This is a genomic window from Synechococcus sp. YX-04-1 (assembly GCF_030546365.1).
Classification (GTDB): Bacteria; Cyanobacteriota; Cyanobacteriia; order PCC-6307; family Cyanobiaceae; genus Parasynechococcus.
This window is the reverse complement of the sequence record NZ_JAUONZ010000006.1, coordinates 93,074-107,872: the sequence shown is the minus strand read 5'-3', so window position 1 is coordinate 107,872 and position 14,799 is coordinate 93,074. Positions and strand designations below refer to the sequence as shown.

Below are 14,799 nucleotides of genomic sequence, written 5' to 3'. Positions count from 1 at the left end.
CCCCTCAGGACTCAGGGAAGAGTTGGATCGAGTTGCCCTCCGCCAGGCGCACCACGGCTTTCTTCACCTGGGCACGTTTGCCGGCGAAGCGACCCATGCGACGGGAGCGTCGCGGGGGATTCATGGTGCTGATGCCGGTGACCTTCACATCGAAGAGCTGCTCAATGGCGGCCTTGATGTCGGGCTTCGCGGCGCGGTGGTCTACCTCGAAGGTGTACTGGTTGATTTCGAGGGCGCGGGTGGCCTTCTCGGTGATCAGGGGACGGCGGATCACATCCGCCAGGCGTCCTTGGAAACGTTCAGTCATCGCCGTAGACCTCCTGGATGGTTGCGAGAGCTTCCTCGCCCAGCACCAATGCATTGGCGTGGAGCAGGTCGAAGACGTTCAGCTGATCTGCGGAGATCAACTTGACTTTCTCCAGGTTGCGCACGGAACGGCGGACAACATCGGAGGGGTTCGTCAGAACGATGAGCACCTTGGAGCCGGCCGCGACACCGAGGCGTCCCAAGGCGTCCGTGATCTCACGGGTCTTGGGGGCCTCCAGCGCAGGAGCGAAGTCCTTCACGACGGTCACATCGTCAATGCGGGCCATCAGCGCAGTGCGCAGGGCCAGGCGACGCTCCTTGCGGTTCATCGCAAGGTTGTACGTGCGGGGCTTGGGTCCAAAGATGATGCCGCCGCCGGGCTTCAGGGGAGTCCGGATCGATCCCTGACGGGCCCGACCAGTTCCTTTCTGCTTGTAGGGCTTGCGACCACCACCGCGCACTTCTGAGCGGGTGAGGGTGCTGGCGGTTCCTTGGCGTGCATGGGCCTGCTGACGCAGAACAGCCCGATGCATGAGATCAACGGCGGTGGTCTCTTTGGCCACCTTCAGGTCCAGGGTTGCCTTACCGGCTTCCTTGCCCTGCCAATCAAGAACGACACAACTGGCCATCACTTACCTCCTTTGGCGGGCTTGGCGCCCACGCGCAAGGCCGGGCGGATGTTGAGCAGCGCACCAGGCTTGCCGGGCACGGATCCCTTCACCACCAGCAGGTTGTGCTCGCTGTCCACCTTGAGGATGGTCAGACCGCGGGTGGTGATTTTCTTGCCGCCGTAGCGACCGGCCATCCGCTTACCGGGATAGATCCGGCCCGGGGTCGTACCGGCACCGGTCGAACCGGGCTCGCGGTGGTTCTTCGAACCGTGGGTCATCGGACCCCGGCTGAAGCCGTGGCGCTTCTGGTAGCCAGAGAAGCCGCGGCCGACAGTGTCACCGCTGACATCCACCTTCTGGCCGGCTTCGAAATCGCCGACGGTGATGTCTCCACCGAGTTCGAGACCTTCAACGCTGTCGACGCGGTATTCGCGCAGATGACGCAGAAGCCCCTCTCCGGATTTGTTGAGGTGACCCTGGGCGGGCTTGTTGATCAGCTTCTCGCGGGTTTCGCCAAAGCCGATCTGCACTGCGGAATATCCGTCAGTGTCGTCGTTTTTGAGTTGGGTGATGCGGCAGGGGCCGGCTTCGATCAAGGTGACCGGAACAGCTCTGCCCTGCTCGTCGAAGAACTGGGACATACCCAGCTTCTTCCCGAGGATGCCGATGGACATGGATGGGGAGGAAGCGCCAGCGTGGACAACCACCAAGCGGAGAACCGCATGGGGTCAGGTGCTGATCGATTGGACGCAGACGTGGTTCGAAGCGGAACTCCCGAAGGAGTGGATTCGAATGGGCTAGCGAACGATTCAGCGAGGCTGGGACTTGCATCTGCACAATGTGCGGTTGCAGTTTCCCGACGGAGATCTCCGAAGAAAGCTTCCGTACTGGCCTGGAGATTCGACGCAATCGCCGAATCTGTTCTGCCGACTGGAGGCCCGGCTAGCGGACGGGCACAGAAACACAGAACAAACAACGAACCTACAACACCGACCTACCTGCTCCCCTGATCCATCTGCCTGCTGCCAGAATCCCCTTCAATCCCTGTAGCTGCCATGCCTCTGCTTCTCACCGGTCAGGCATTTCGCCGTGATCTCGAAGCCAATGGCTGTCTGGCGGTTCAGGCTCCGCTCGAAGGCGGTGCAGAAACCCGTCTATTAAGACGTCTGCGCGGTGCCGGTTACAGCACCCGCATGACATCAGCCCGCGGCCTCGGTGACCCGGAGGTGTTCCTCACCCAGAAGCACGGCATCCGTCCGCCCCACCTCGGTCATCAAAGCGTTGGTCGTGGTGCTGCTGTGGGAGAAGTGCAGGAGGTGGCTCCCCAGCTCGGCGATCTGTTTGAAGGTGATGCTCCTGTGGCCCTGTGGCTGTTGGAAGGCCAGGTGCTGTCGCGCTCCGAACTTCTTTCGCTCTGCGATCTGTGCAAGCGCGAACCACGTTTACGCATCATCGTGGAGATGGGTGGTGCTCGCAGCCTGAAGTGGGAACCGATGACCACATATCTGAAGGCCTGACGCCTGATGAGGCCCTCGATCAGGGCCGTTGGGTCAAGCTGATCTGTGGAGCAAGCAACCAGGATTTGCCTGCCATTGCCGATCTGACCGCTGTTTTTGCGGCTGTCGGTGTTCATTGCGTTGATGTGGCTGCAGATCCAGCGGTCGCCATTGCAGCGCGTCGCGGTCTGGACTGGGCTGAGGCGCAAACAGGGCGTCGCCCCTGGCTGATGGTCAGCCTTAGCGATGGGATCGATGCTCACTTCCGCAAGGCCTGGTTCGATCCCGATCACTGCCCTGCGGACTGCCCGCGGCCCTGCGAAAGGATTTGTCCTGCGGCAGCGATTCCGCCCGCTGCTGGGATCGACCAGCAGCGTTGCTATGGCTGCGGCCGCTGCTTGCCGGCTTGCCCCCATGGCTTGATTGAGGAACGCGACCACCGATTGGAACCCGAGCAGGTGATCTCCTTGCTCAAATCGATTCAGCCCGATGCTGTGGAGATTCACACGGCATCTGGGCATGACGAGGGCTTCTCGACGCTGATCCAAAGCCTTCAGCAGCACCACGTTCCTTTGCGGCGTTTGGCCGTGAGCTCCGGATTGGAGGTCCACGGCGTGAAGGCCGATCAGTTGGCTGGTTTGCTTTGGCGTCGCTACTCCCGCCTGCGCCAAGCCGGTTACAGACCCCTCTGGCAGCTGGATGGGCGTCCGATGAGCGGCGATGTGGGTGCTGGCACCGCGCGGGCCGCGATTCAGCTCTGGCGTGCCATGCGTGGTCTGGCACCACCGGGTCCGCTGCAGCTTGCCGGTGGCACCAACGCCGCAACGCTGGAGTTCTTGCACCCGACGGAGCGCCCGGCTGGCATCGCCTTTGGCGGTGTGGCCCGTCGCTTGCTGATGCCTGTGCTGGATGAGGCGCAAACCCGTGGACTTGCCTTGTGGCAATGGCCCGAGGGTTGGAACCGTGCCCTCTCGCTCGCGCGTCCATTGGTTACGCCATGGCTGCAGCGCTCTTGCTAGAAGGCTGAAACGCGCAGATCCCATGGGCACGCAACGGGTCACCGACGATCTGGATCGCCTTCTTGAGCTCCTGCCGGACGCCGTGCAGGAGCAGTTGCAGCCGGAAGAGGCACGACAGCAGTTGCTCGAGGTGGTGCTCGATCTCGGTCGGGTTCCGGAAGCGCGTTATCCAGGCCGTGCCCTGGCGCTGGGTTCCACGCCCTTGTCCCGGGAGGATCTGGCGGCCGTGGTGGCCAGGCTTGGTCAGTTCGGTGGCGATAACCGGGCGGGAATCGAACGAACGCTTCACCGGATTAGCGCGATCCGCAACCGTCAGGGCGAGGTTGTCGGTCTGACCTGCCGGGTGGGGCGAGCCGTGTTCGGTACCGTTGCGATGGTGCGGGACCTCCTTGATGGAGGTCAGTCCCTGCTGTTGATGGGGCGCCCGGGTGTGGGCAAGACAACGGCGTTGCGTGAGATCGCCCGGGTGCTTTCGGATGAGTTGGAGCGGCGCGTTGTTGTGATCGACACGAGCAACGAGATCGCCGGTGATGGCGACATCCCCCATCCCGCGATCGGTCGGGCCCGCCGCATGCAGGTGGCCAGGCCTGAGCTGCAGCACCAAACCATGATCGAGGCGGTGGAAAACCACATGCCAGAAGTCATCGTGATCGATGAGATCGGCACGGAGCTGGAGGCGCAGGCCGCGCGCACCATCGCTGAACGTGGCGTGGTGCTTGTCGCCACAGCTCACGGCAATGCTTTGGCCAACCTGATCAAGAACCCCACCCTCAGCGATTTGGTGGGCGGGATTCAGACGGTCACCCTCGGGGATGAGGAGGCCCGGCGGCGTCGCAGTCAGAAAACGGTGTTGGAGCGTGCCGCCGAACCGACTTTTCCGGTTGCAGTTGAAATGCATAGCCGGCAGCGCTGGGCCGTACACACTGACGTTGCCGCCACCGTGGACCAACTGCTTCGGGGTCTGAAGCCCAGGGTTCAGGAGCGCGAGCTGACGCCTGAGGGGGGCGTTCAGCTGGTGGACCCGCCGCAGTCTTCGGGTTTGCTGCGCCCTCCGTCCCAACGGCCGTTTGCGGAACAGCCCGTCTCAGTTCCCGTGCCCATGCCTGCGGTCAGTGTCCGCAAGGAAAGTGCAGCAGACGAACAATCTTCAGCGGAGACCAGCGCCGAGCCTCTGCAGGTTCTCTGTTGCGGGGTTCCTCCCCGTGTTGTGGAGGAGGCCATCCGTTCTCACGGCTGGAAGGCTCAGGTTGTGGATGATTTGAGTGAGGCTGATGTGGTGTTGAGCATTCGGCTCGGCCTCAGTCGCCAACCGTCGCTGCGCCGTCAGGCCAGGGATCTGGGGATCCCGATCCTGGTGATTAAGTCCGACACCCTGCCCCAGGTGACCCGTGCCATGGCCCGTCTTCTCCGCCGTCAGGCCACCGAATCGTCCGCAGAGGTCACCCCGCCGGACCGGGTGTCTCAGGACGATGAATTGGCTGCTCTCGAGGAATGCCGTCTTGCCGTGGAACAGGTGGTGATGCCGCAAGGCAGGCCGGTGGAGTTGCTGCCGCGAAGTGAGCGTGTTCTCCGGATGCAAGCCGATCTTGTGCGCCGTTACCGGCTACGCAGCGATGTCTTCGGCGAGGCTGAACTGTCCCGCTTGCGGGTTTTTCCTCCCTGATCGTTCGTTCGTGGATTGACGAACGGTTGGCTGCTATGAGTAACTATTAATGCTCCGGTGAGCCGCAAGTCGCGGTCTTTTCCGGTTCAGTGGGCCGTCGCCAAGCGGTAAGGCAGCGGGTTTTGGTCTCGCCATTCCTAGGTTCGAATCCTAGCGGCCCAGTTTTTGTCCATGAACCTTCGCCCACTGCTCGTCTTCGATTTCGACGGGGTCATCGTCGATGGAATGGCCGAGTACTGGTGGAGTGCTTGGCATGCCTGTCGTCGTCTTGAGGCTGCTCCAGAGGGCTTTACGCCTGATCAGGTGCCTGACGCCTTCCGTCAGCTGCGGCCGTGGGTGCATCACGGTTGGGAAATGGTGCTGCTGGCCGCGGAACTGCCGGCGCTGAACCTTCAGGTTTGGCTGCAGTCCTATGGGGAAGCGCAGGCCTTGGCACTGCAACGGCGTGGATGGCAGCCGGAGCAGCTGCAGGCGGCACTTGATGCCTCCAGAGACGAAGCGGTGCGGCAGAACCGTTCCGCGTGGTTGGCGTTGCATCGACCTTTCCCCGGTCTGGTGGAGCGGCTGAAGCAGTTGGAAGCAGAGGGGGTGGACTGGGCTGTTCTGACGACAAAAACCCAGGCCTTCACCGCTGAGCTGCTGAACAGCCTTGGCCTGCATCCTTGGCGTCTGGATGGTCGTGAGGCTGGCGCTAAGCCTCAGGTTCTGCTCCAGCTCCAGCGGCAGCGAAGCCTGTGCGGCTTCGTGGAAGACCGCCGGGCGACGCTTGAGGCGGTGCGCTCAACGCCAGGGTTGGATCAACTGCCCTGTTTTCTGGTGAGTTGGGGCTATCTTCGCCCGAAGGATCAGAGCGGTCTTCCGCCTGGAATTGCGTTGCTCCATCCGGATCGCTTTCGGGCCCCCCTGGCGCAATGGCCCTGATTCGCTACGGTACGCTTGTACTACCTGAGACGATTCGACGCTTCTGTGGCATTGGATCTCTCGTTCCTTAGTTTCAGGTCCTTCTCATGCCTGCAGATATGAAATCCGGCGCTTCCGATCCCCGTTCCTCCGGTGAGAGGGACAAGGCGCTGAATCTGGTTTTGGGTCAGATCGAACGCAACTTCGGCAAGGGATCGATCATGCGGCTGGGGGATGCCTCCCGCATGCGGGTGGAGACGATTTCCACCGGTGCGCTGACCCTCGATCTCGCTTTGGGTGGTGGTTACCCGAAGGGTCGTGTGGTGGAGATTTATGGCCCGGAAAGTTCCGGTAAAACCACGCTCACCCTGCACGCGATTGCTGAAGTGCAAAAGCGTGGTGGTGTGGCGGCCTTCGTGGATGCGGAGCATGCCCTGGATCCCGTCTATGCCGCTTCTCTGGGTGTTGATGTTGAGAACCTGCTGGTTTCTCAGCCCGACACCGGTGAGATGGCGCTGGAGATTGTTGACCAGTTAGTGCGATCCGCGGCGGTGGATCTCGTCGTTGTCGACTCGGTGGCTGCCCTCACCCCCCGTGCTGAGATCGAAGGTGAGATGGGAGACCTGGCGGTTGGCGCCCAGGCGCGTCTGATGAGTCAGGCGATGCGGAAGATCACAGGCAATATCGGCAAGTCGGGTTGCACCGTCATCTTCCTCAACCAGCTGCGTCTCAAGATTGGTGTGACCTACGGCAACCCAGAGACCACCACTGGAGGTAATGCGCTCAAGTTCTATGCCTCGGTTCGCCTCGACATCCGTCGAATTCAGACGCTCAAGAGGGGAACCGAGGAATTCGGTATCAGGGCCAAGGTGAAAGTGGCGAAAAACAAGGTTGCGCCACCCTTCCGCATTGCCGAATTCGACATTCTCTTTGGCCGCGGCATCAGCACCTTGGGTTGTCTGCTTGATCTCGCTGAGGAGACGGGCGTTGTTGTTCGCAAGGGCGCTTGGTACAGCTACGAGGCAGACAACATTGGCCAGGGTCGCGACAACACCATCACCTGGATGGAGGAGAACCCGGATGCAACAGCCACCATCGAAACACTGGTGCGTCAGAAATTGACCGAGGGTTCAGAGGTCAAGTCGAACTCCATGCGGCCCTTGGCCGCCGCTGCAAAAACTGCTGCTGCCGACAAGTCGGCTTCGGCGAAGGTCTCAGAAGCCGCCTGAAATCAGGCGGCTTGGACCAAGGGCTGCATGGTGCGGACTTGGCCCTCTTGAGCTAGATCTGCCATTCGCTGCAGTTCTTGGATGGCTTCAGCCCCTTCCAGCTTCACCAGTTCTCGGCCGTTGCGGGATTCCACCCAGCTGATGCCGAAGTCGGAGACAAGAAAGCGCACCATGTGGCCATCACCGATGTCCGCCACAAACGAAGCCCCATGCCCATCGCGACCGTCGCCACAGGAGTAACAGGTGGCTGTTAGGCCGGCGCTTTGAAGGCTGGTGGCGAGGGCCTGCAGGCTCATCACCAGGTCTTCAACGACGGATCTGTAGTGCTCGGCTAAACGCGGAAACATGATTGAGTCTCCATTGAGACCCAGCCTAAAGGTTTTCTTTTGTTTTTGTTGGTTGGGTTGAGCCGGTTGCTCAGGGGGTGTCCGCAAGCGTCCACCAACCGGCCGCTGGGCCGATGAAGCGCACCGTGATCCAAAGCACCACCATCCCTCCGATGCCGATCCAGGCGCCGCGGGTGGTCACCGCCATGAACTGCTGCGTCTGGTTGCGGGTCAGCGGAAGCCAGGACACCACCCGTGGGGAGGTGTCCACAGATTTGGTGCTGGCCTTGGGCTGACGGGGGGGTAAGCCCTGGGCAGCCCGGCGGCGTGCTTCTCCCATGCACTTCTGAGCATTGAAGGGAGGTTAGGCGTTGTTCACTCCGGCAGCAGTCGCTGCAATGGAATCCAAGGTTCCAGTCGATGCAGCACCTGATCACCCCAGCTGCGCCCTCGGAGGCGACCGTCGAGGATGGCCAGGCGACCACCACTGCGTCGAATCGGCGCAATTGCGGCAGGGATCAGGCTCAGGGCTTCCGGCAGCAGCAAGGTGCGGAACCAGTCATCTCCCTGTTGTTTCAACCGTTCCACCCGGGCCGAGGTGAGCGGACTGTCCAGGCTGGCGATCGGGAGCATGCCGACAATCAGCTGTGCTGGGGCCGGCAGCTGCTCCTGATGCTCCAGCCACCAGTCCCAGCTGCAGGTCACTACGCCATTGCTTTCGGGTGCTGTCGACTCCTGTCCCACACGGCGTCCGAATTCCGCAGCCAGGGAGCTGGTCAGCTGCCGACGTAGCTGGTCGTCATTGATCAGAACGATGGTCAGCCCCGCCTGGCCAAGGATGAGCCGTCTGCTCTCCTCCAGGAGATGTTGGGCGTAGATCCGTGTGTTCGGCAGCGGCTGGCGACGCGGGGCATAGAGGGGGAGCGGTTCATTCAGCTCCCGTTCACGCAGTGTTGCCCGCACGTCGGGGACCACGCCGGCCTGTTCAAATTCCAGATCCAGCCTTGCGTCGTCTCCATTGCTGCTGAACATCAGGCAGGGGTGATCCAGCAGCACCCCCCGCATCAGTTGGAGCGGTTCGAGGGGGGCCAGCTTCCAGCACCATTGGAGCAGCCGGTGATCCAGTTCAGCCCATTGACTCCACTCCGCCGGGTTGATGCTGCGGAGGGTGTTCCACGGCTCAGGGCTGGCTGGCAACAGCTGGAGCAGATCCCGCAGGGCCTGCCCGGCTGAGCCTTCGAGTCGCACAGCGCCACCGGGCCTCGTGGCATCAGCGAACAGCTGCCGGCTCATGCGGTCATGCAGCTCCAGCAATCCGGATTCAGCCTGGGGACAGGCCTGGCGCAGCTCATCCCAGTGCTGATGCTCGATCTCCAAGCTGAGAGCGTTGCGCATCCGCCGGCTCAATTGATCCATCTCGGGGATCAGCAGTTGCCGTTGGCCCAAGTGCCCGTCCCGATGGGCCTGAATCAGCTCGCCAACATCCATCAGCCAGAGCTGTGCACCTTCCGGAGGCTTTGGTCCCTGCCAGCAGGGAAGCCGCAGGCCCTGGTTGCGGAGACGGGGCAATTCCAACTGGAGCAGGCGCCGGCGCTGTGGGGCTGTCAGCACCAGCGCTCCTGCTTCGGGAGCCAGGCACAGCGGTACCAGCAAACCGAGCCACCATCGTTCGCTGCTGCTGGGGGGGAGCTGAACGAGCGTCGTATCGCGACGCCTCAGGCTTCTTGCCACCAGCCGGCTCAGGGTCAGGTGGTGGGGCCAGTCCGATTCCTCCTGGCGAAGCAGGGTTTTGATCTGATGGTGGGCCTGAGCTTCCAACATCCTCAAACCCTAAGCAGGGTTCCCCCGGCGATTGGTTCATGGCAATCCATCCATCAACATGGCTTCACGACCCTGCGGGAGGGATGGCGGTGCAACCGGGACGTATAGGGATCGTTGGCCTTGGATTGATTGGGGGATCCCTTGGTCTGGATCTCCAGGCACGGGGCTGGAGTGTGCAGGGCCTGGTGCATCGTCAGGCCACGGCGGATCGCGCCATGGCACGAGGGCTGGTGGGAGCGGTGTCGACCGATCCCGGTTGCCTCTCGGATTGCGATCTGGTGATCCTGGCGTTGCCAATCCCCTTGCTGTTGAGCCCACCGGATGAGCTCATTGCCGCCCTACCTGAGGCAGCGGTGGTCACCGATGTCGGTTCGGTCAAACAGCCTGTGTTGGAGGTTTGGCGCCAGCGGCATCCCCGCTTTGTGGCCAGTCACCCCATGGCAGGCACAGCTCATGCGGGCGTTGAGGCTGGGGTGACGGATCTGTTCCGCGGTCGCCCTTGGATTGCAACTCCGGATCAAGAAACAGACTCCGCTGCCCTGGCCCAGGTTCGTGATCTTGCCGTCAGCGTGGGCGGTCATTGGCTGACATCCACCGCGTCGCAGCACGACCAGGCGGTTGCTCTGATTTCCCACATGCCGGTGTTGGTGAGTGCTGCACTGCTGCGGGCGGTGGGGGATGAACGGGATCCGGAGATCCGGCAGTTGGCGATGGTGCTGGCGTCCAGCGGCTTTGCCGACACCAGTCGTGTGGGCGGAGGGAATCCCCAGCTGGGGGTGGCGATGGCTTCCACCAACCGGGAAGCGGTGTTGCGCGGCTTGGCGGCCTACCGCTGGAGCCTTGAGCAGCTCGAAGATGCTGTTCTCCAGCAAAACTGGCCTCAGCTCGAGTTGGAACTGCGCCGAACGCAGACCCTGCGCCCGGATTTTTTGAGGGCGTCAGGGGAGGTCAGCTCCGAAAGCTGAGGGGTTGTCCCCGCTCGGCTCTGAGCTGACGGCAGGCATTCAGGGCTGACAGGCTCACGCCTGCTGTGCCCTCTCCCGGATGGAGGCTGTCGCCGCAGAGCCAAAGACCAGGCATGGGCGTTCGTCCTGCCAAGCCGAAGGGGCCGAACCGGCTTGGATGCTGTCCAAGGCCTCCGACCATGCCATTGGGACGGCCTGTCCAGCCGGCGAAGCCCCGTGGTGTTGCCAGTTCAGCGTGTAACCAGGCGTCGTCTTCAAGTGAAAGCCAGCGGTTCAGTTCGGCTTGGATCAGGTTCAGCGTCTCTGTTTTGCGCTGTTGGTACTCCGGCTCCGGCAAGCGGCACCAGTCGCCTGTTGGGGTGAACACGCTGGCAATCAAGGTGGCCTGCCCCTGGGGCGCCCGTCCATCTCCCTCGCGGCTGACAGAGACGAACAGGGATCCCGGGGATCCACAGCCCCGCTGGAGATGGCCTGGACAGGGATTCGGCAGTGCATCACGCTGCACCGCTCCGTAGAGCACCAGGGCACCACTGGGTTCATGCAGGTTTTCCAGTCGCTTGCGGTAGCCCTTGGGCAGTCGATCCGGTTCGATCAGCTCCAGCAGGCACTGGGGGGGCAGGCTGCAGACCACATCGCGGCTGCTGAGTTGTTGTTCCGCGCCTTTGCCGGTGCTGATCGTCAACTGCCAGCCGGATGAGCTGGGCTGCAGCTTGGTGACCCGATGCTTCATCAGCACCGTTCCGCCGTCGCGCTCAATGGCGGCCACCAGCTGATTGCTCAGCACCTGCATCGATCCCTCCAGATGCCAGAGCCCGAGGGGTGCTTGGGCCATTTGCAGGACGGTGGCGCCGTACAGCGCCGCCGTGCGATCGGCCGGTTCCTGGGAGTACAGCTTCAGCTGGAGGTCGAGAAAGCGCCGCAGCCGTTGATCGTCACCGCACCCACACAGCTGCAACAGATCGGCGATGGTCAGACCTGTGAACAGTCCCGATGCCAGCGTTGCGGGACGCAGTGCCCGCAGCAATGTGCCGAGATCCCAGAGGGAGCGCGGTGTCACCACGGGGTCTTGGTTAGCGAACTGCCAGTTGCTGGAATGCAACTGATGGCAAAGGCTCCAGAAGCGTTGGCTGCCGGGGAATTGACGCTCACGCTCGGCGGTCCAGGCTTCCGGGTCATGCCAGAGCGAAATGGGAGGCGAGCCATCGCCCAGGTCAACCACACAACCTGGGTTCAGCAGCTCTGCCGTGGGCAAAGGCATGTCCAGATGCTTGAGCAGTCGCGCATGACTGCCACCGGGCTCCAACCCGGCGACCTGGGTCGCCCCAACATCGAACACCCATGGACCACGCCGGAACGTTCCGGCACATCCCCCCGGTTGTTGATGCGCTTCCAGCAGCGTGACGTCGACGCCATCGCGGGCCAGCAGTGCCGCGGCGGTTAAGCCAGCGATCCCACCGCCCACCACGATCACGCTGGAATCGCTCACGACGTTCTGATGAATCGAGCCATGCTGGCAAGACAGGGGGGCTTGCTGAGGATGAACAGCGAACTGCGCCGGGATCTCACCGCCGAAGACGGCCCGTTGGCGGGGGCTGTCATCACGGATGTCTCCCCCGTCGGGGGTGGTTGCATTCATCAGGCCTGGAAACTGCGCCTCCGTGATGGGCAGGTGTTGTTTGCCAAAAGCGGTGGCGCTCGTGCGCTGCCCCTGTTTGAGGTGGAGGCGGAGGCCCTTGAGGCCTTGCATGCTCAAGCCAATGCCTCCTTTCTTGTTGTGCCGCAGCCCATCGCTCTGGCGGCACTGCCCCATGGTGCGGTGCTGCTGTTGCCTTGGTTGGATTGCGGCGGCAGCGACCAAACAGCCCTCGGCCGGGGTTTGGCACTGCTGCATCAGGCGTCGATGGCCTCCAGCCCAGGTCGTTTCGGCTGGCACCGTGACGGCTTCATTGGCGCTGGACCTCAACCGGGGGGGTGGCGCGATGACTGGGGATTGGCCTTCGTGGAGCTCAGGCTGCGCCCTCAACTGGAAGCCCTTGATGGGTTGAAGCAGGATTCAACAGATCTCAACCCGTTGTTACTGCGCCTCGCAGAGCATCTGAACGAGCATCAACCGCGTCCGGCCTTGGTGCACGGCGATCTCTGGGGTGGGAATGCCGCCAGCCTGCGTGATGGACGGGGGAGCATTTTTGATCCCGCCAGCTGGTGGGCTGATCGGGAAGTTGATTTGGCCATGACCCGGCTGTTCGGTGGCTTCGGGGAAGACTTCCGATCGGGTTATCGGGAGGTGCTCCCCGATGCTCCAGGCGCTGACGGTCGGGTGGATATCTACAACCTGTACCACCTGCTCAACCACGCCAATTTGTTTGGGGCGAGTTATCTGAGCCAATGCCGAGCCAGTCTCAGGGATCTGGCTCGGCGGCTTTGAGAATCAGCCCAGGTACTCCTTCCGGAGGGTTTGAACACGCTGCACCAGAGCATTGCGCTTTTCGCTCGTGGTCAGGTTCTTCCAGCTCCATTGGCCCACAACGACCACGCCGAGAAGTTCAAGCAGCCCCGGAACGATCGGGAGCAGATTGATCGTGTCGAGGATTCCCTTGATCAGGATCTGGGCAATGATCACCGCCGCAAAGATGCCGACGATCTTGCCGATGCGGCCCATCTGACTCCAGTCGACCCCATCGAGGGTGTCGTTCACCTTGCCGAGAACGTCGCTGTAGCGCTCAGCGAAGGAGGTGGTGTCGTCCTGAGTAGGAGCGTCGACGGGTGTCGTCACGGTTGTGGCGGCATCCTTTACTTCAGTGGGGGCGTCACTCATGAGAACGACTAAATCCTTCACAATTTCAGCTGAGCGTATCGGTGCGACGGGGTCTACGCCATCCGTGCTGCAAATTGATCACCGTTGCCACACGGATTTGCGCCGCATTTTGTTGGCGCCCCACCCCGAAGAAGGCTGTGCCCTGCTGCTGGGACAACGGACGAATGCAGGCTGTTTGAGGCTGACCACGACCTGGCCCTGTTGCAATGTCTGGGGACGAGGGGCATCCGGTCAGCGGCCTGTCCATGACCGTCGCAGAAGGTTTCTGGTGGATCCGAGGGAGCAGTTGGCCGCCCAGCGATGGGCACGGGATCGCCATCAACGTTGTCTTGGCGTGGCCCACTCCCATCCGGCCTCCGAGCCTGTGCCCTCGCCCCACGATCGCCGCTGGGGGAAGGCTGAAAGTCTGATGCTGATTCTCTCTGCCTCGTTCGGCCTGCGGGCCTGGTGGCTGCATGGTGACCGCAGCGTGGATGAAATCCCGATTCAGCTCTGGGAAACTCACAACCATGCATGACCAACCGATGCTGAGTGCTGATGAGCGGGGGCGCTACGCCCGCCATCTGATCCTTCCCGAGGTTGGCCCTGCCGGTCAGCTCCGGTTGAAGTCTGCTTCGGTGCTCTGTGTTGGCAGCGGTGGGCTGGGATCTCCACTGCTGCTGTACTTGGCGGCGGCAGGCTTGGGCCGAATCGGAATCGTGGATGGAGATGTGGTGGAGCTCTCCAATCTCCAGCGGCAGGTGATCCACAGCACCAGCGGGGTTGGCGGCTCCAAGGCCCACTCGGCCGCAGCGCGGATCCACGATCTCAATCCCCACTGCCAGGTGGAGGTGCATGAACACATGCTGAATGCAGGCAATGCCCTGGACCTCATCGGTGACTACGACCTGGTTTGTGACGGCACCGACAACTTCCCCAGTCGGTATCTGATCAACGACGCCTGTGTGTTGCTTGGCAAGCCCCTCGTCTATGGCTCCGTGCAGCGCTTTGACGGCCAGGTCAGCGTGTTCAACCGCACACCAACGAGCCCCAACTACCGCGATCTGCTGCCGGAACCACCTCCGCCGGACGCTGTTCCGTCCTGCTCGGAGGCTGGTGTGATGGGTGTGATGCCGGGGCTGATCGGTCTGCTCCAGGCCACCGAAGCGATCAAGGTGATCACCGGCATCGGTGAGTGCCTGGATGGTCGGCTGCTGGTGGTTGATGCCTTGGCGATGCGATTTCGGGAACTCACCCTCCGCGTTGATCCGGACCGACCGGAGGTTGAGAGCCTGATTGACTACCAAGAGTTTTGTAAGCCAACAGCCCCTGCCATGAACAGCATCAGCGTGATCGAGCTGAAGGCATTGCTGGAGAGCGGTGCTACCGACATTGCTCTTGTTGATGTTCGCACTCCAGAAGAGGCGCAAGTCGCATCAATTGTGGGATCTGAATTAATCCCCCTGGCATCGATTGAGAGTGGTGAAGCCATGGAGCGTTTGCATGATTTGTCGACCTCTAAGCAAATATTTGTACACTGCAAGCTTGGAGGGCGTTCGGCCAAAGCAGTCTCTTTGCTTCAACAAAGTGGAATTGAAGCAGTGAATGTCAGTGGTGGTATAGAGGCTTGGTCTAATGAGGTTGATCCCTCAATGACACGCTATTGATG

Annotated in this window: 17 protein-coding genes and 1 tRNA gene; 10 read left to right on the top strand and 8 right to left on the bottom strand. The window is 62.1% G+C overall.

Annotated elements, in window-relative coordinates; genetic code table 11:
- Positions 1-4: 4 nt before the first annotated feature.
- From Q3Y53_RS11200 to rplC, 3 genes are read right to left on the bottom strand one after another with little or no spacing between them, the layout of a single operon-like run.
- Positions 5-307, bottom strand: coding sequence for a 50S ribosomal protein L23 (locus Q3Y53_RS11200; protein ID WP_006850625.1), 303 nt, complete (start codon positions 305-307; stop codon positions 5-7).
- On the bottom strand, positions 300-935 hold the full coding sequence (gene rplD, locus Q3Y53_RS11195; RefSeq protein ID WP_303536026.1) for a 50S ribosomal protein L4: 636 nt from the start codon (positions 933-935) through the stop codon (positions 300-302). Before rplD ends, Q3Y53_RS11200 begins: the two co-directional genes overlap by 8 nt.
- A complete protein-coding gene (rplC, locus tag Q3Y53_RS11190) occupies positions 935-1,591 on the bottom strand; it encodes a 50S ribosomal protein L3 (protein ID WP_226425766.1) in 657 nt (218 codons plus the stop codon). The genes rplD and rplC overlap by 1 nt, the downstream gene beginning before the upstream one ends.
- Before the next feature lie 381 nt (positions 1,592-1,972).
- Between rplC and Q3Y53_RS11185 the strand changes: the two genes are divergently transcribed.
- From Q3Y53_RS11185 to recA, 6 genes are all read left to right on the top strand, one after another.
- Complete coding sequence (locus Q3Y53_RS11185) at positions 1,973-2,434, top strand: NAD(P)H-quinone oxidoreductase subunit N (protein ID WP_006850745.1); 462 nt, start codon at positions 1,973-1,975, stop codon at positions 2,432-2,434.
- The gene (locus tag Q3Y53_RS11180) at positions 2,401-3,432 is read left to right on the top strand and encodes an LdpA C-terminal domain-containing domain (RefSeq protein ID WP_303536024.1); all 1,032 of its coding nucleotides are present in this window, start codon (positions 2,401-2,403) and stop codon (positions 3,430-3,432) included. Before Q3Y53_RS11185 ends, Q3Y53_RS11180 begins: the two co-directional genes overlap by 34 nt.
- A gap of 22 nt (positions 3,433-3,454) precedes the next feature.
- Positions 3,455-5,095, top strand: a complete 1,641-nt coding sequence (locus Q3Y53_RS11175; RefSeq protein ID WP_303536023.1) for an AAA family ATPase — start codon at positions 3,455-3,457, stop codon at positions 5,093-5,095.
- A 90-nt stretch (positions 5,096-5,185) separates the two neighbouring features.
- A tRNA-Gln gene (locus tag Q3Y53_RS11170) sits at positions 5,186-5,257 on the top strand.
- Positions 5,258-5,266: 9 nt separating this feature from the next.
- Positions 5,267-6,016 (top strand): HAD family hydrolase, encoded by a 750-nt coding sequence (locus Q3Y53_RS11165; RefSeq protein WP_226425770.1) that lies wholly within the window; start codon positions 5,267-5,269, stop codon positions 6,014-6,016.
- Positions 6,017-6,102: 86 nt separating this feature from the next.
- Positions 6,103-7,224, top strand: coding sequence for a recombinase RecA (gene recA / locus Q3Y53_RS11160; protein WP_226425775.1), 1,122 nt, complete (start codon positions 6,103-6,105; stop codon positions 7,222-7,224).
- Positions 7,225-7,226: 2 nt separating this feature from the next.
- Here the strand turns inward: recA and Q3Y53_RS11155 are convergent, their stop codons facing one another.
- The 3 genes from Q3Y53_RS11155 to Q3Y53_RS11145 form a co-directional block, all read right to left on the bottom strand.
- Positions 7,227-7,571: a DUF1815 family protein gene (locus Q3Y53_RS11155; protein WP_303536020.1), complete on the bottom strand. Its 345-nt coding sequence runs from the start codon at positions 7,569-7,571 to the stop codon at positions 7,227-7,229.
- A gap of 70 nt (positions 7,572-7,641) precedes the next feature.
- On the bottom strand, positions 7,642-7,890 hold the full coding sequence (locus Q3Y53_RS11150; RefSeq protein ID WP_226425779.1) for a DUF2839 domain-containing protein: 249 nt from the start codon (positions 7,888-7,890) through the stop codon (positions 7,642-7,644).
- A 35-nt stretch (positions 7,891-7,925) separates the two neighbouring features.
- Positions 7,926-9,371, bottom strand: a complete 1,446-nt coding sequence (locus Q3Y53_RS11145; RefSeq protein ID WP_303536019.1) for a helicase — start codon at positions 9,369-9,371, stop codon at positions 7,926-7,928.
- Between the two features lie 83 nt (positions 9,372-9,454).
- Between Q3Y53_RS11145 and Q3Y53_RS11140 the strand changes: the two genes are divergently transcribed.
- Entirely contained in the window at positions 9,455-10,336 is an 882-nt protein-coding gene (locus Q3Y53_RS11140) for a prephenate/arogenate dehydrogenase (RefSeq protein ID WP_303536017.1), read from the top strand.
- Here the strand turns inward: Q3Y53_RS11140 and crtD are convergent.
- The gene (crtD, locus tag Q3Y53_RS11135; RefSeq protein WP_303536015.1) at positions 10,320-11,822 is read right to left on the bottom strand and encodes a C-3',4' desaturase CrtD; all 1,503 of its coding nucleotides are present in this window, start codon (positions 11,820-11,822) and stop codon (positions 10,320-10,322) included. The two genes, Q3Y53_RS11140 and crtD, sit on opposite strands and share 17 nt — an antisense overlap.
- Positions 11,823-11,873: 51 nt before the next feature.
- On the opposite strand from crtD, the gene Q3Y53_RS11130 reads away from it, so the two are divergent.
- Positions 11,874-12,761, top strand: a complete 888-nt coding sequence (locus Q3Y53_RS11130; RefSeq protein WP_303536013.1) for a fructosamine kinase family protein — start codon at positions 11,874-11,876, stop codon at positions 12,759-12,761.
- A 3-nt stretch (positions 12,762-12,764) separates the two neighbouring features.
- Here the strand turns inward: Q3Y53_RS11130 and Q3Y53_RS11125 are convergent, their stop codons facing one another.
- Entirely contained in the window at positions 12,765-13,151 is a 387-nt protein-coding gene (locus tag Q3Y53_RS11125) for a CAAD domain-containing protein (RefSeq protein ID WP_226425784.1), read from the bottom strand.
- Between the two features lie 64 nt (positions 13,152-13,215).
- Between Q3Y53_RS11125 and Q3Y53_RS11120 the strand changes: the two genes are divergently transcribed.
- Together Q3Y53_RS11120 and moeB are read left to right on the top strand one after the other, a co-directional pair.
- Positions 13,216-13,668: a M67 family metallopeptidase gene (locus Q3Y53_RS11120; protein WP_303536010.1), complete on the top strand. Its 453-nt coding sequence runs from the start codon at positions 13,216-13,218 to the stop codon at positions 13,666-13,668.
- Complete coding sequence (moeB, locus tag Q3Y53_RS11115; RefSeq protein WP_303536009.1) at positions 13,661-14,797, top strand: molybdopterin-synthase adenylyltransferase MoeB; 1,137 nt, start codon at positions 13,661-13,663, stop codon at positions 14,795-14,797. Before Q3Y53_RS11120 ends, moeB begins: the two co-directional genes overlap by 8 nt.
- Positions 14,798-14,799 lie beyond the last annotated feature (2 nt).

Excerpts from the sequence above, each read along its gene's own strand:
- Q3Y53_RS11200 (WP_006850625.1), bottom strand. The coding sequence starts at position 307 with ATGACTGAACGTTTCCAAGGACGCCTGGCGGATGTGATCCGCCGTCCC.
- rplD (WP_303536026.1), bottom strand. The coding sequence starts at position 935 with ATGGCCAGTTGTGTCGTTCTTGATTGGCAGGGCAAGGAAGCCGGTAAG.
- rplC (WP_226425766.1), bottom strand. The coding sequence starts at position 1,591 with ATGTCCATCGGCATCCTCGGGAAGAAGCTGGGTATGTCCCAGTTCTTC.
- Q3Y53_RS11185 (WP_006850745.1), top strand. The coding sequence starts at position 1,973 with ATGCCTCTGCTTCTCACCGGTCAGGCATTTCGCCGTGATCTCGAAGCC.
- Q3Y53_RS11175 (WP_303536023.1), top strand. The coding sequence starts at position 3,455 with ATGGGCACGCAACGGGTCACCGACGATCTGGATCGCCTTCTTGAGCTC.
- Q3Y53_RS11165 (WP_226425770.1), top strand. The coding sequence starts at position 5,267 with ATGAACCTTCGCCCACTGCTCGTCTTCGATTTCGACGGGGTCATCGTC.
- recA (WP_226425775.1), top strand. The coding sequence starts at position 6,103 with ATGCCTGCAGATATGAAATCCGGCGCTTCCGATCCCCGTTCCTCCGGT.
- Q3Y53_RS11155 (WP_303536020.1), bottom strand. The coding sequence starts at position 7,571 with ATGTTTCCGCGTTTAGCCGAGCACTACAGATCCGTCGTTGAAGACCTG.
- Q3Y53_RS11150 (WP_226425779.1), bottom strand. The coding sequence starts at position 7,890 with ATGGGAGAAGCACGCCGCCGGGCTGCCCAGGGCTTACCCCCCCGTCAG.
- Q3Y53_RS11145 (WP_303536019.1), bottom strand. The coding sequence starts at position 9,371 with ATGTTGGAAGCTCAGGCCCACCATCAGATCAAAACCCTGCTTCGCCAG.
- Q3Y53_RS11140 (WP_303536017.1), top strand. The coding sequence starts at position 9,455 with ATGGCGGTGCAACCGGGACGTATAGGGATCGTTGGCCTTGGATTGATT.
- Q3Y53_RS11130 (WP_303536013.1), top strand. The coding sequence starts at position 11,874 with ATGAACAGCGAACTGCGCCGGGATCTCACCGCCGAAGACGGCCCGTTG.
- Q3Y53_RS11125 (WP_226425784.1), bottom strand. The coding sequence starts at position 13,151 with ATGAGTGACGCCCCCACTGAAGTAAAGGATGCCGCCACAACCGTGACG.
- moeB (WP_303536009.1), top strand. The coding sequence starts at position 13,661 with ATGCATGACCAACCGATGCTGAGTGCTGATGAGCGGGGGCGCTACGCC.